Raw genomic sequence first — 14,190 nt, 5'->3', positions numbered from 1 at the left:
ATGCCTAAGAATTTACATCATAACTGGCTCAAGCTTGTGTGAGCATGGGTTTCAGAAAACGACCTGTATGTGAAACTTCTTGTTGTGCCACATGCTCAGGAGTTCCTTCTGCAATAATCTGGCCACCTCCGGATCCGCCTTCCGGTCCGAGGTCAACAATCCAGTCTGCGGTTTTAATTACATCCAGGTTGTGCTCAATAACCACAACGGTATTACCGTGATCGCGCAGTCGGTGGAGTACGGTTAACAACTGCTTAATATCGTGGAAGTGCAAACCTGTAGTCGGCTCATCCAAGATGTAAAGGGTCTGCCCAGTGTCTCTTTTTGACAACTCTTTCGCCAATTTTACTCGTTGCGCTTCACCACCAGATAACGTAGTAGCGGCTTGGCCAAGTCGGATATAAGACAAACCCACATCCATCAGCGTCTGCAATTTACGTGAAATAGCCGGTATAGCATCGAAGAACTGACGGGCATCTTCCACGGTCATTTCTAACACTTCGTGAATGTTCTTATCTTTGTACTTTATCTCTAGGGTTTCACGATTATAGCGTTTGCCCTGACATACATCACAAGGCACGTACACGTCTGGCAAAAAGTGCATTTCTACTTTAATTACACCATCGCCCTGACATGCCTCACAGCGACCGCCTTTTACGTTAAAGCTAAAGCGGCCAGGCTTGTAACCTCGTGAACGCGACTCTTGTGTTCCGGCAAACATTTCACGAATAGGTGTGAAAATACCAGCGTAAGTCGCCGGGTTAGAGCGCGGTGTTCTGCCGATAGGGCTTTGATCAATATCGACCACTTTGTCGAGTTGATCTAATCCGGTCATCGACTTATGCGGCGCCGGTTCAGAAGTGGTCGCCTTGTTCAACTCGCGCTGGGCAATTTTGTAGAAGGTATCGTTAATCAGCGTTGATTTACCCGAGCCAGATACGCCGGTTACACAGGTCATTACGCCGGTAGGTATACGCAAATCAACAGATTTTAAGTTGTTGCCTGTAGCGCCTAAAAGTTCTAGCCACTTGTCGTCTTTCACCGGTGTGCGTGTTGCAGGGATTTCAATCTTCTCTCTACCAGATAAGTATTTTCCGGTAAGTGAGTCTTCACTGTTTGTTATATCTTCAAGTGAACCTTCGGCAATAATTTCACCACCGTGTACACCAGCACCCGGGCCAATATCCACAATGTAATCGGCTTCGCGGATTGCATCTTCGTCGTGCTCTACAACCAATACCGTGTTGCCTAGGTCGCGCAAACGCGTAAGTGTGCCGAGTAATCGTTCGTTATCTCGCTGATGAAGACCGATGGACGGTTCATCGAGTACGTACATTACGCCAACGAGGCCTGCGCCAATTTGACTTGCTAGTCGAATACGTTGGGCTTCACCACCGGATAAGGTGTCGGCACTGCGCGACATAGAAAGATAATTTAGGCCTACATTCACCAAAAAGCTTAAGCGGTCCATGATTTCTTTCAAAATCTTTTCGGCTATCTGAGCACGTTGGCCTTCAAGGTTGAGTGTCTCGAAAAAGCCGTAAGCATCAGCAATCGACATCTCGGCAATGGCTGGCAGATTAGTATCTTGGATAAACACATTGCGTGCTTCAACACGTAAACGCGTGCCGTTGCAGCTACTGCAGTGCTGCTGGCTTAAATATTTTGCTAGCTCTTCGCGCACCGAGTTCGACTCGGTTTCACGGTAGCGGCGTTCCATATTAGGGATAATACCCTCAAATGGATGCTTACGCTCCATCACGTCGCCACGCTCGTTTATATATTTAAACGACAGCGACTTGCCTTTTGAACCATACAGCACAATGTCTTGGTGCTTTTTATCGAGTTCTTCAAATGGCACGGTAAGGCTAAACTTATAATGGTCTGCTACTGCCTGCAGCATTTGGAAATAGTAGTAACTACGCTTATCCCATCCGCGAATAGCGCCGCCAGACAAACTCAATTCGGTATTGCCGACAACGCGTGCTGGGTCAAAAAACTGTCTTGTACCTAGCCCGTCACAAGTTGGGCAGGCACCCGCTGGGTTATTAAATGAAAACAGACGTGGTTCAAGTTCACTAATGCTGTAGCCACAGTGAGGACAGGCAAAGTTAGCAGAAAACACTATTTCTTCTGCGTCTTTGTCGTCCATATCAGCCACTACCGCGTTACCACCAGCAAGGCTTAGCGCTGTCTCAAATGATTCTGATAAACGCAGTGCCATATCGTCACGCACTTTAAAGCGGTCAACCACAACTTCAATGGTGTGCTTCTTGTGCAAATCCAGTGGCGGAGGATCGGATAAGTCGCAAACCTCACCGTCGATACGCGCGCGAATAAAGCCTTGTGCAGAGAGGTTTTGCAGTGTCTTAACGTGCTCACCTTTGCGCTCTTTAACGATGGGCGCGAGCAGCATCAGCTTACTGCCTTCTGGCATGGCTAACACTCTATCTACCATTTGACTAACCGTTTGTGCGTCCAGGGGCACATCGTGCTCAGGGCAACGTGGTGTGCCTACGCGGGCAAACATCAAACGTAGGTAGTCGTAAATCTCTGTAATTGTACCCACGGTGGAGCGCGGATTGTGCGATGTTGATTTCTGTTCAATGGATATTGCTGGTGATAAACCCTCAATATGATCAACATCAGGTTTTTCCATCATAGATAGAAACTGACGGGCATACGCAGACAAAGATTCAACGTAACGACGCTGACCTTCCGCATATAGCGTGTCAAATGCAAGAGACGATTTACCCGAGCCAGAAAGGCCGGTTATCACCACCAGTTTGTCTCGTGGCAGTGTTAAATCGATGTTTTTCAAGTTGTGGGTGCGAGCACCGCGAATTTCGATTTTATCCATTGAAGCCTAAATGAGAGAAAAAGAATCAGTATGCCATAGGTGTCAAGTAAAGTGATATGACATTCAAGTTATACTGTGAGTGGAGTAAGCAGATCACCTTACAGGCCCAAGCTTACGATTAGAACTAACGAAACTACATTGTAAAATGGTGATTTTATCCCCACTTTTAAACCCCTGTTTGAAAAAAGAGTGGCGTGAAAAGGCTAAATCAACCTCGCGAGTTGAAGAAAATGCAAATTGTATTAATCGAATTTAAGGTAAGTGGGTGTAAGTGCAATTTATGCTACACTTCGCGACCTTATTCTTGATGCTGCAGAAACAAGTGTTCTCTGCGCGCTTTTATGTTTTTTTGATTTTATTTATTGAGGGAAACAGACGCTTTGAACGCTTTGGAATTACGCGCCGCGCTTGCACTCGCCTCCGTTTACGTATTACGCATGATGGGGTTGTTCATGGTTATGCCTGTATTGGCTGTGGCCGCGATGGACTACCCGGATTACTCACCGCTATTGGTGGGGCTTGCCGTGGGTGGATATGGCCTAACCCAGGCTGCGCTGCAAATTCCTATGGGCATGATGTCTGACAAATGGGGGCGTAAACCCGTTATTTTGCTAGGGTTAGCCGTGTTTGCATTGGGAAGCTTTGTAGCAGCCAACGCTGACAGTATGGCCATGATGATTGTTGGGCGTATTCTTCAAGGTGCTGGGGCTATTGCAGGTGCGATAATGGCGCTAGCTACCGATGTCAGCCGGGAAAGTCAGCGAGCCAAAGTGTTAGCCATCATAGGTATTGCTATTGGGTTTTCTTTCTATTTAGCCGTTATCTTAGGGCCTCTTATTGCTAACAGCTACGGGCTTGCCGGCGTGTTTGGTATTACTGGTATTCTGGCCATTCTTTGCATGCCGCTGGTTAAATGGGTAGTGCCAAACGGTGTGCAACTTAGTAGTGGTGATACCCTTCCGCAAAAAGACCAGCTAAAGCGCTTAATCTTCTCTTCACAGTTGTGGCGTTTAAATGTCAGCGTAATGATTCTGCACATGCTGATTACGCTACTGTTTGTACAACTGCCCGTCACGCTACTGAACTTTGATATGACGCTAGATAGCCACTGGACGATTTACTTACCTGTACTTGGTGCGTCAATTGTTGGTCTAATCATTATGATGGGAGCAGCAAGAGGCCGTACGCCTAAATCGCTTCTTTTAACCGGTGTAGTGTTAATGGGCGGCGCGTTTTTAGCACTTAGCTTAGAAGACCAAAGCTGGTGGTGGGTTACCACAGCCGTTGTTCTTTTCTTTACTGGCTTTAATTATTTAGAAGCGAATTTTCCTGCATTGGTGTCGAGCATTGCGCCTGCCGGACAAAAAGGAACGGCCATGGGGCTTTACGCTAGTTTTCAGTTTTTTGGCGCGTTTTTAGGTGGTGTAATTTCAGGTTTCGTTACCGATATTTGGTCGCAAGAACTAGCGTATGGCATCGGCGCTGCCAGTACTCTGCTTTGGCTTTTCATTATTTATGGCGTGAAGGAAGTGAGCCGAGTAAAGCGTGTGATGATGAACGCTGAATTTGATAATTCAAAAGCCTCCGCAATCGAGTCAGAATTAATGTTGGTGCCAGGTGTGCTGGAAGTAACATTAAACGGTCAAAATAATGCGGTATATCTTAAGGTGAACCGTGACTTTGATGCGGTAAAAGCGCGAGACGTACTGTCAGCATAATGGAGGCAGTACGTTAAATACCAAGATAAGTTAGTATCACCCAATCTTTTAAAAAGGAAGTGAGCACCATGATTGACCTAAGCCGTTATAAAGCTATTATTTTTGACATGGATGGCACCCTGGTTGATTCAATGGGCGCGCATATTGATGCCTGGCAGTTGACCTGCCACGCGTTCGACTACCCCTTCGACCCTGACTATCAACATAGTTTAGGTGGAGTTCCTACCTTCGAAACAGTGCATCTTATGAATGCTAAGTATGGCAAAAGCCATGATCCTGCGCAGGTTGCTTCATATAAAAAACAGGCCTTTGAAGGGCTAGATCATGTGCCAAGGCTTATTCAAGATACCCTGGATGTGTTTAATCACTATAAGGGAAGTATGCCCATTGCAGTGGGGACAGGCTCAGAAAGGCAACATGCACAATGGGTATTAAACGAACATGGTTTATTAGAACAATTATCTGCGCTGGTAACGGCAGATGATGTGACTAAAGGTAAACCTCACCCTGAAACCTTTGTGCGTGCGGCAGAATTAATGGGTGTAGCACCGCAGCATTGTGTGGTGTTTGAAGATACAGACATGGGTAGAAGAGCGGCCCTCGACGGCGGCATGGCGTGCTTTATGGTCGATAACAGGCGGCTTATCTACTAAATCTTACCTTGATTGAAAGTTCGATCTTAGGGCTTACGCTCACTCAACCGCGTTCACTATACAGTTTCTTAGGCTTATACCGCCTCTAGTTCACTTAGCGCATCGCCACAGTTATGTAAAAGTGACGACTTTATACGTTTGGTGGCATCTTCAATGGCGGTTTTCATAGCATCGATAGCAATTTGATTGCTCTTTTCTTCACTGACATTCACGCTCATGCTTTTGCCTCTAAAAACAGTAACGGGTGAATACTCCTCAGCATAGTCAGGTTTGTATCTAACATTAAGTACAACTGTAGCAACCAAATTACTTCCCAAGCTTTTTACGAAAGCGCGATTAAGCCCAACTTTCACGCTATTACTTGCATCAATGTCAGGGCTTACATTCATTTGCTCTAGGCTTTGCTGCAGCAGCGTATAAAGAGCATCTTCAGTGACGTTACTGCTCCCCACTAACAAATCTTTGCTGGATCGAGTATCGATAAGCTCCGCTAAATTAACCGGGCAAGCCTTCGCTTTAGACATTGTCAGTCGATAATCGGCCTTTTGCGACTCGGGTATTAGTGAAGAATCGAATTCGGATTGCGTAGACTCACAAGCAGCGAGCAAAAGTAGAGTGCAGCAGGCAACAAACATGCGTGCTGATGGCACAATGCGGGGTGAGAAAAATGCTCTATTTTTCATTATTTTAATTTTTCTTATGGAAAGCTTATGGCAGTAATATAGACTCAAGTATAAGAAAATTTGTAACGTGAATAAACCTAACAACTGTTGCAAACTGTTACAGTCTGTTTAGCGTAGCAGAGTATAAGATTTGTTCAGCTACGCAACGAACGATAACTTATAGGTTTATTATAAATTTCCCTACTTTCAATCAACACGGACAGTTCTTAAATGATGACCTTTAAAAACGCAGTAATCAGTGTACTTGCAAGTGTTTCATTAATAGGGTGTGCAATTAACGTTTCCCCTTCGGCCTTTTTTTATCAAGACACACAGCAAAAGCCTCTTGATACTACAAAGCTGCACGCTGCTATTCAAAAAGATAAAACTTCAGCGGGCATAACCCGTGTTGAAGTTAAAAATGAAGCCGGATTAACCCTAAGAGGTGTTGCCGTTTCATACCCTGACCCTATTGTTAACATTGTTTTCTTCGCGGACAATCGTATGCCGGTAAGTGAAAATAATAGTGTTATTCATAGACTGGGTAAGCTGCCTGCTAATATATTGTGGCTTGATTATCAGGGAGTAGGGGCTAGCGATAAAGCGAAGAGCCTAAGCATTAACGCTATCAAGCAAGACGCGTTAACTCAATTTGATTATGTCGAAAGTGCATTTGATGCTTCAATTTCCACTATTGTTCACGGGCGAGGCATAGGGAGTTATTTCGCAAGCTATGTTGCTGCTAATAGATCAATAGATGCTTTGGTATTAGACGGGGCTTTCAATAATATTTCAGACCTTATCGCCAACATGGTGCCAGGTTTTTCTAATTCATTTACTAATATGAAACTTCACGATGAAGTTCATAGCATGCAAATCGCGCCTATTCTTCGTCACTATGAAGGTCCACTGTGGTTAGTCGTCGGAGAGGAAGACAAGATAACGCCTTATCCTATCAGTCAGCAGTTATTAGAAGATGCATCTAGTAGTGAGAAATACATTTCCGTCATTCCTGGAGCTACACACAACGCAACGTTAAAAAGTGACTATGCCATTGAACAGTACAAACAATTTTTAGCGAGATTCACTCAATAAGCCAATCTTACCTGCTGTGGATAAATAGTGGAAAACCTTGTTGGTAAGTCTGTTAATAGCCATATAAAACAACAGATCACGATCTCGTAAGCGCTTTCTGGTCGGATCACGAAATGTCAGTTAAATCAAGCGCTGTAGAGCCATTGTTGCTGATCCTACTGTTTTTCGATCATAACCTGGTGCAGGATCAGGCAATTTTCTCTATTGGGGATAAAAGTTTGGAGCATAACGATCAAGCGCGTATTTTTGTCAATAGTTTCATGTCATGAAATTTTTAGAACACGGCTGCACGAGGATGCGGCGAATTACGATTAATCACTCATCAAATTGGCTTATTACTGTATAAATAAAATACCCGCCGCAGGCGGGTACTTGTTACTATCGTCAACTACGAGATAACCGAAGACTACACTCGTACCACGGAATCTCGCTTCACAACAGTAGGTGTATATTTAAAGGTTAAGCCTTCTTCTGGCTTACTTCCCGACGCGTACTTCAATGCAAGCTCAGCGGCCTTTGCAGCCATCATTTCTACAGGGTAACGCAGCGTAGTTAACTTAGGGCGACAGTATTTAGCTAGCAATACATCGTCATACCCCATCACAGATACTTGTTCGGGCACTGAGATGCCGTGATCCTGTAACATGGTCATTGCACCTGATGCCATCGCATCGTTATAAGCCAAGACAGCGGTAAATTTAGCGCCTGTGGCAAGCAGGTTCTGCATTGCCAATTCTCCACCTTCTTGATCAGGCGTGGCGTATTCAATCATGCTTTCAGGTAAGCTAAGCTTTGCGCTATCGATGGCGTTTCTGATTCCTTCGAGACGATGATTCGGATCATCAATACGGTATTGGCTGCTTATTACCGCTACATTTTCATGCCCTTGGTTGATTGCATATTCCGCCATAAGGCGGCCACCGGTCACGTTATCAAGCCATACGCAGCGGTTCGCGATTTCTGGGATGTATCGGTTAATTAGAACAAAGCCTGGTACTTGGTTAGCAAAGCCAATCAACGTCTTATCATCAAGAGCTTTGCTGTGAACAACCATGGCTTCAACACGGTGCTCTAACAAGGTTTCGATGGCGCGCAACTCTGTCTCTTTTTCAATTGACCCCGCGCTTAATAGTATTTGAACGTTATTTTTGCGCGTTATGGATTCAACACCATGGGCTAACATTGCGAAAAATGGATCGTGGAGTTCAGCAATAACCACACCCAATGAGGCACTGCGTTTAGTTACGAGAGCCCGTGCATTTGCGTTAGGACGGTAGCCCATTTCTTCCATGATTTTTTTAACGCGTTGTCGAGTATCGTTGCCTACTTTTGGGCCGTTATTGATAACCCTAGATACTGTGGCTAACGAAACGCCAGCGGCTTGGGCTATATCTTTTATTGTTGCCATTTTCTCTTTAACTTTGTTTTTTAATGCATTGAAGACCTTGGGGTCTGATTGGCATAGCGTACATTATATTTACATAAAAAGGTAAAATTCTCTCTTTCTGTGCTATGGCGGCACGTCTCAAGCAATAGATAAAACTATCAAGTGGTTTTACCATACGCAGTTCTTCGCTAAACCCCTGTCAAAAAGAATGGAAAACGTATAACCTTTTAGCAATTCTGAACGCTCTACCGATTCTAAAACTTTGCAGGCGAGCACGAAAAATTGCCCGAGATTAATTAATCGAGCACCCGATAAGGTAAAATAATTGTTATGAAAATCAACGTATCGACATTTGGTGAAGTAAGTGGCAAAGCTGTTAGTGCTTTTACTTTGAGTAATGACAACGGGATGTCAGTTACCTTGCTCAACTATGGTGGAATTATCAAGGAACTCTATTTTCCCAACGCGAAGGGCGAGTTGATTAGCTGTGTTCAAACCTTTGATACGTTGCAGGGCTATATTGATGACCCTAGCTATCGCGGTGCAATTGTAGGGCGCTATGCTAATAGAATAGGGAATGGCACATTTACTTTAAATGGCCAGCAGTACACGTTAGATAAAAACGGGGGAGAGCATAATCTTCACGGAGGGCATGCCGGCTTTCACAAAAAATTGTGGCAAGCTAGTACCCAAGAATCCCCCGAGAGTGCCAGTGTAACATTCACCTTATCAAGCCCAGACGGCGAAGGTGGTTTTCCAGGAAATGTTAGTGTTGAGGCGTGTTATACGCTTAATCAGCAAAATGAGTTAACCCTTGTAGTCAAAGCAACGACAGATAAGGAAACGCCCCTTAGTTTTACACAGCATGCTTACTTTACACTAAGTAACGATGAGAAAGTGGGTAGTACACTGCTACATATCGATGCAAAAAAGGTGACGGATGCAGATAGTACTCTGCTACCAACTGGTGATTTAGTTGATGTCGCTGATACACCTCTTGATTTCACTTCATTTCGTGCAATAAAGGAAAGGGCTGAACAAGACAATTCACATCCATTGTTTGACCGAGTAGGTGGCTACGACCATAACTATGTACTTCAGCCTGCCCATGAAAATAGTCCGCAAGCAACTGTGAAAGCGCCTGATACTGGCTTGACCATGGAGTTATTTACTAGCTTGCCGGGGCTGCAATTTTATACGGGAAGTTTAAAAGACAGTAATCAGCTAGGAGCTCTATGTTTAGAACCCCAGCATTTTCCCGACGCCCCGAATAAACTGTCGTTTCCGAATTGTTTCCTAAAACCGGGTGACACTTACGAGGAAACGATTCGTTATAAATTCAGCGCTGAGTGAACGCACTGAAGTGCTAAAAGAAAATTAATTGTTATTAATTTAACAATTAATTTTCTTTGTTAGTTAATTGATAAACAGTATATCTTGCTATATTATTACTAGGGTAAACGTTTAACCCTATTTGACGTTGCGCTTCTCAGCGTAACTGACTAATGCAGAGAGAGTGATTATGGGAACCCCTTTCGACCCAACCAATGATCCGCATCGCCGTTATAACCCGTTGTTGGGAGAGTGGGTGCTTGTATCACCACACCGTGCTAAGCGTCCTTGGCAGGGGGCTTCTGAAGAGCCGAATAACGAACAAAAGCCATCTTACGACCCTACTTGTTATCTGTGCCCGACTAACACTCGGGTAAATGGCGAGGTAAATCCAGACTACAAAGGCACGTTCGTTTTTCAAAACGATTTTGCTGCGCTCAAGCAAGATACTGAGCAAGCCAGTGAGAAAAAAGGTCTGTTCCAATTTGAAACAGAGCAAGGCTGTAGTCGCGTTATTTGTTTTTCTCCAGATCACAGTAAAACACTTCCTGAGCTTACTGACGAAGAACGGGTAGATGTGGTTAACACGTGGAAAGAACAAACCGCTGAGCTGGGTGAGAGTTATCGTTGGGTACAGGTTTTTGAAAACAAAGGCTCAATGATGGGGTGTTCAAACCCACACCCACATGGTCAGGTATGGGCGCAGCAGCACATTCCCACAGACCCAGCAAAAAAACTAGTACAGCTGAAGCAGTACTTTGGTGAAAATAACACGCCTATGTTGTTGGATTACGCTGAGCAAGAAGTTAATAAGCAAGAGCGTGTAGTATGCCAAAACGATGATTGGGTGGTTGTGGTGCCATATTGGGCTGCATGGCCATTTGAAACGCTATTACTGCCACGTTTTGATGTTCAATCTTTGCATAAGCTATCTGATTCGCAATCGCTTTCACTTGCGAAAATTATTGGTGAGATAACAGCTAAATACGACAATTTATTTGAAACGTCTTTCCCATATTCAATGGGTTGGCACAGTGCGCCATTTAATAATGAAGACCATCCTGAGTGGACGCTTCATGCACATTTCTTCCCGCCGCTATTGCGCTCAGCAAGTGTTCGCAAGTTTATGGTTGGATACGAAATGATGGCCGAAGCACAACGAGATTTGACCCCTGAACAGGCGGCAGACAGATTAAAAGCACTGCCTACGGTGCACTACAAGCAACGTGAGAATACCAATGGATAACCAAGTACTTTCTTCTAAATTTGAAGCGCATTATGGCAACGAGCCTACGTTAATAGCACACGCCCCTGGTCGAGTGAACATCATTGGTGAGCACACCGATTATAACGAAGGGTTCGTCTTTCCGGCTGCTATCAACTTTGGTACTTGGGTTGCGGCAACGAAGCGCGACGATAATGACATTCTGGTTACTGCGATGGACTACGAAAATCAGCAGAACCAGTTCTCATTGTCAGACATTAATTACGACGAGGAACAAGGTTGGGCAAACTATGTTCGCGGCGTAGTGAAAGTACTAAAAGAGGCGATGCCAGATTTTGGCGGCGCAAATTTGTTGGTAACGGGTAATGTTCCACAAGGCGCCGGTTTAAGCTCTTCAGCGTCTTTTGAAGTGGCAATACTGAAAGCCCTAAGCGCATTGTATGAATTGCCTCTTGATGGTGTACAAGCTGCGCTATTAGGTCAAAAAGCAGAAAACACTTTCGTAGGCTGTTCGTGCGGCATCATGGATCAGTTAATCTCAGCCATGGGTAACGAAGGTATGGCAATGCTGCTTGATTGTCAGTCGTTAGCCATCGAACATTCACCGCTTCCTGACTCGCATCAAATCGTGATTATCAACTCGAATGTGAAACGTGGCTTGGTAGACAGCGAGTATAACTTGCGTCGTCAGCAGTGCGAGCAAGGTGCATCGCTACTGGGTGTTTCATCGTTGCGCGAAGCAACCATGGAGATGCTAGAAGAAGCCAAAGCACACATGCCTGAAGTGGTTTATCGCCGAGCAAAGCATATCATTACTGAAAACGCGCGTACGTTGGCCGCAAGCCAAGCGTTAAAGTCTGGTGATATTGAAACGGTAAGTGACGCTATGGCCCAGTCTCACGTTTCTATGCGTGATGATTTCGAAATTACCGTACGCCCAATTGATTATTTGGTTGAGATTATCGGTGAAGTGCTTGGCAAATCTGGCGGTGTCCGTATGACGGGCGGTGGTTTTGGCGGCTGCGTAGTAGCGCTTGCCCCTACAGACAAAGTTGATGCTGTGAAGCAAGTAGTAGCAGACAAATACTTTGACGAAACTGGCTACCATGCAGACATCTACGTGTGCACCGCAACACAAGGCGCATTTGCTTAAATTCGCATGAATGAAAACAAAGATTAGAAACGAAAACCTCTCCCTTTTCTAAACAATCCTAAAGGTTAGAATTGTTTGTGTCCCTTGAGCCGCTCCCATAGGTAGCGGCTTTTTTTTACAAAATTGCATGTTTCTTGTTAAAAAAGATCAACAAAGTGTGTTACTAATACTACCCGCAGTAACACGATACGTTTATCGGTGACTTTCTGACCGGTTGACAGTTATCGTAGAATGCGAAAAACGCGTTGTAAAAAACGTGACACTGGTGTGGCAACAACTAATAAAATAATAAAAACAATTTTTCACCTGTGTACCCTGCATAACAATCGCCGCACCCAAAATAAGAACTTTGGGAAAAACTATGAAATTAGCATCAATAGATATCACGTTGTTCGTGGTATACGTCGTCGCGCTTATCGGAATTGCGTGGTGGGTTTCGCGCGAAAAGCAGGGCCACCAAAAAGACACTAACGATTACTTTCTAGCGGGCTCAAGCTTGCCATGGTGGGCGATTGGCGCATCGTTAATTGCCGCCAACATTTCTGCCGAACAAATCATTGGTATGTCTGGCTCAGGCTACCAGCTAGGGCTTGCTATAGCGTCGTATGAGTGGATGGCTGCCATTACACTGCTTATTGTGGGCAAGTTCTTTTTACCTATCTTTTTAAAGCATAAAATTTACACCATGCCTCAATTCTTAGAGCAGCGATACGATCATCGCGTGCGTAAGGTAATGGCAATATTCTGGCTAGGCGTTTATGTTTTTGTAAACCTGACAGCTGTGCTGTGGCTAGGTGCATTGGCTATCAATACCATTGCTGGTGTCGATATGGTTTACGGCATGATGTTCTTAGGTCTTTTCTCGCTAGCCTACTCACTTTATGGCGGCCTAAAAGCGGTTGCGTTAACCGACATTATTCAAGTGGTGCTGTTAGTCATTGGCGGACTGTTCCTATCGTATACTGCGTTAAACCTAATCAGTGATGGAAACGGTGTTATTCAGGGGTTTGTCGATTTAACCAATAAACTACCTGAAAAATTCGATATGATTTTGTCAAAAGACAACCCGCACTATATGGACTTGCCGGGCATTTCTGTACTGGTTGGCGGTATGTGGATAATGAACCTGTCGTACTGGGGCTTTAACCAGTACATTATTCAGCGTACGTTGGCGGCAAAGAGCGTGCAAGAAGCCCAAAAAGGTATCGCGTTTGCGGCATTCCTTAAGTTACTTATGCCATTAATTGTGGTGTTGCCTGGCATAGCTGCGGTACTAATTGTGCCTGACCTAGCTAAGCCTGACCAAGCTTATCCAAGCTTGATGACGCTAATGCCTGTTGGCCTTAAAGGTATTATCTTCGCCGCGCTTGTGGCGGCAATTGTGTCATCACTAGCCTCAATGACAAACAGCGTGTCCACTATTTTTACTATGGACCTTTATAAAGATAAGCGCCCGAACGAGTCACAGCAGCACTATGTAAAAGTAGGGCGAATCGTAAGCCTGGTCGCGCTAATTATTGCTATGGTGGTAGCTAAACCGTTATTAGGTAATTTCGACCAAGCATTCCAATACATTCAAGAGTTTACCGGTTTCTTTACGCCAGGCATTTGCGCGCTCTTCGTATTAGGTATGTTCTGGAAGAAAACCACGGCAAACGGTGGCCTGCTTGCCGCGTTAGGTTCATTTTTATTAAGCATTGTATTTAGACAGTTTTGGCCAGAACTACCGTTTATTGACCGTGTAGGCCTCGTGTTCCTACTGTGTGTTGCTCTGGCTGTAGTTGTTTCACTTCTGGAGAAAAAGGGCGTTAGCGAAAACGCGGTTGATATAAATGAAGTGCAGTTCAAAACCACAAGTGGTTTTAACGTAGCTTCAATCGCTGTAGTGATTTTGACGGCAGCGTTTTATATTACGTGGTGGTAGCAAGTACAAGAGGGTGTTTCTAATAGTAACGCCCTAACTAAGTTCTGCTCAAAACAACGCGAAAGTTCAGAAGACGCTGACAATAAATTTTGTTAAGTTCTAGAACGTGTTGCAGTTAGTGGAGTAAACGTGAGGCGAAAAATTTCAATTTTCCCTCATAAAATACGATATACTAACCGGC

10 protein-coding genes are annotated in these 14,190 nt (G+C 44.6%); 7 read left to right on the top strand and 3 right to left on the bottom strand.

Going from position 1 to position 14,190, the window contains the following annotated elements; all coding sequences use genetic code 11:
• Positions 1 to 28 precede the first annotated feature (28 nt).
• Positions 29 to 2,860: an excinuclease ABC subunit UvrA gene (gene uvrA, locus ACXACS_RS00700; RefSeq protein ID WP_474802876.1), complete on the bottom strand. Its 2,832-nt coding sequence runs from the start codon at positions 2,858 to 2,860 to the stop codon at positions 29 to 31.
• Between the two features lie 380 nt (positions 2,861 to 3,240).
• On the opposite strand from uvrA, the gene ACXACS_RS00695 reads away from it, so the two are divergent.
• Together ACXACS_RS00695 and ACXACS_RS00690 are read left to right on the top strand one after the other, a co-directional pair.
• The gene (locus ACXACS_RS00695; protein ID WP_474802873.1) at positions 3,241 to 4,578 is read left to right on the top strand and encodes an MFS transporter; all 1,338 of its coding nucleotides are present in this window, start codon (positions 3,241 to 3,243) and stop codon (positions 4,576 to 4,578) included.
• A 68-nt stretch (positions 4,579 to 4,646) separates the two neighbouring features.
• Positions 4,647 to 5,231 carry an HAD family hydrolase gene (locus tag ACXACS_RS00690; RefSeq protein ID WP_474802871.1) on the top strand — a complete coding sequence of 195 codons (585 nt, stop codon included), beginning with the start codon at positions 4,647 to 4,649 and terminating at the stop codon, positions 5,229 to 5,231.
• Positions 5,232 to 5,305: 74 nt separating this feature from the next.
• On the opposite strand, the gene ACXACS_RS00685 is transcribed toward ACXACS_RS00690, so the two are convergent.
• Positions 5,306 to 5,914, bottom strand: a complete 609-nt coding sequence (locus ACXACS_RS00685) for a hypothetical protein (RefSeq protein ID WP_474802869.1) — start codon at positions 5,912 to 5,914, stop codon at positions 5,306 to 5,308.
• A gap of 210 nt (positions 5,915 to 6,124) precedes the next feature.
• Between ACXACS_RS00685 and ACXACS_RS00680 the strand changes: the two genes are divergently transcribed.
• Complete coding sequence (locus ACXACS_RS00680; protein ID WP_474802867.1) at positions 6,125 to 6,988, top strand: alpha/beta hydrolase family protein; 864 nt, start codon at positions 6,125 to 6,127, stop codon at positions 6,986 to 6,988.
• Positions 6,989 to 7,394: 406 nt separating this feature from the next.
• Here ACXACS_RS00680 and ACXACS_RS00675 read toward each other — a convergent pair whose 3' ends face one another.
• Positions 7,395 to 8,396 carry a LacI family DNA-binding transcriptional regulator gene (locus tag ACXACS_RS00675; protein WP_474802865.1) on the bottom strand — a complete coding sequence of 334 codons (1,002 nt, stop codon included), beginning with the start codon at positions 8,394 to 8,396 and terminating at the stop codon, positions 7,395 to 7,397.
• A 309-nt stretch (positions 8,397 to 8,705) separates the two neighbouring features.
• Here ACXACS_RS00675 and ACXACS_RS00670 point away from each other — a divergent pair, with 309 nt between their 5' ends.
• The 4 genes from ACXACS_RS00670 to ACXACS_RS00655 all read left to right on the top strand — a co-directional run bounded on the left by ACXACS_RS00670 (position 8,706) and on the right by ACXACS_RS00655 (position 14,009).
• Complete coding sequence (locus ACXACS_RS00670; RefSeq protein WP_474802863.1) at positions 8,706 to 9,728, top strand: aldose epimerase family protein; 1,023 nt, start codon at positions 8,706 to 8,708, stop codon at positions 9,726 to 9,728.
• A 169-nt stretch (positions 9,729 to 9,897) separates the two neighbouring features.
• Positions 9,898 to 10,953: a UDP-glucose--hexose-1-phosphate uridylyltransferase gene (locus tag ACXACS_RS00665; protein ID WP_474802861.1), complete on the top strand. Its 1,056-nt coding sequence runs from the start codon at positions 9,898 to 9,900 to the stop codon at positions 10,951 to 10,953.
• Positions 10,946 to 12,085 (top strand): galactokinase, encoded by a 1,140-nt coding sequence (galK, locus tag ACXACS_RS00660; RefSeq protein ID WP_025256943.1) that lies wholly within the window; start codon positions 10,946 to 10,948, stop codon positions 12,083 to 12,085. Before ACXACS_RS00665 ends, galK begins: the two co-directional genes overlap by 8 nt.
• A 361-nt stretch (positions 12,086 to 12,446) precedes the next feature.
• Positions 12,447 to 14,009, top strand: a complete 1,563-nt coding sequence (locus tag ACXACS_RS00655) for a sodium/sugar symporter (RefSeq protein ID WP_474802859.1) — start codon at positions 12,447 to 12,449, stop codon at positions 14,007 to 14,009.
• Positions 14,010 to 14,190 lie beyond the last annotated feature (181 nt).

It is taken from the genome of Alteromonas sp. AWM4_230 (assembly GCF_056158305.1).
Note: the sequence above shows the minus strand (reverse complement) of the source record. Positions and strands in the feature narration are given on the sequence as shown.

What these genes read in the sequence shown, in the direction of transcription:
- uvrA (WP_474802876.1), bottom strand. Translation starts at nt 2,860, where the DNA reads ATGGATAAAATCGAAATTCGCGGTGCTCGCACCCACAACTTGAAAAAC.
- ACXACS_RS00690 (WP_474802871.1), top strand. Translation starts at nt 4,647, where the DNA reads ATGATTGACCTAAGCCGTTATAAAGCTATTATTTTTGACATGGATGGC.
- ACXACS_RS00685 (WP_474802869.1), bottom strand. Translation starts at nt 5,914, where the DNA reads ATGAAAAATAGAGCATTTTTCTCACCCCGCATTGTGCCATCAGCACGC.
- ACXACS_RS00680 (WP_474802867.1), top strand. Translation starts at nt 6,125, where the DNA reads ATGATGACCTTTAAAAACGCAGTAATCAGTGTACTTGCAAGTGTTTCA.
- ACXACS_RS00675 (WP_474802865.1), bottom strand. Translation starts at nt 8,396, where the DNA reads ATGGCAACAATAAAAGATATAGCCCAAGCCGCTGGCGTTTCGTTAGCC.
- ACXACS_RS00670 (WP_474802863.1), top strand. Translation starts at nt 8,706, where the DNA reads ATGAAAATCAACGTATCGACATTTGGTGAAGTAAGTGGCAAAGCTGTT.
- ACXACS_RS00665 (WP_474802861.1), top strand. Translation starts at nt 9,898, where the DNA reads ATGGGAACCCCTTTCGACCCAACCAATGATCCGCATCGCCGTTATAAC.
- galK (WP_025256943.1), top strand. Translation starts at nt 10,946, where the DNA reads ATGGATAACCAAGTACTTTCTTCTAAATTTGAAGCGCATTATGGCAAC.
- ACXACS_RS00655 (WP_474802859.1), top strand. Translation starts at nt 12,447, where the DNA reads ATGAAATTAGCATCAATAGATATCACGTTGTTCGTGGTATACGTCGTC.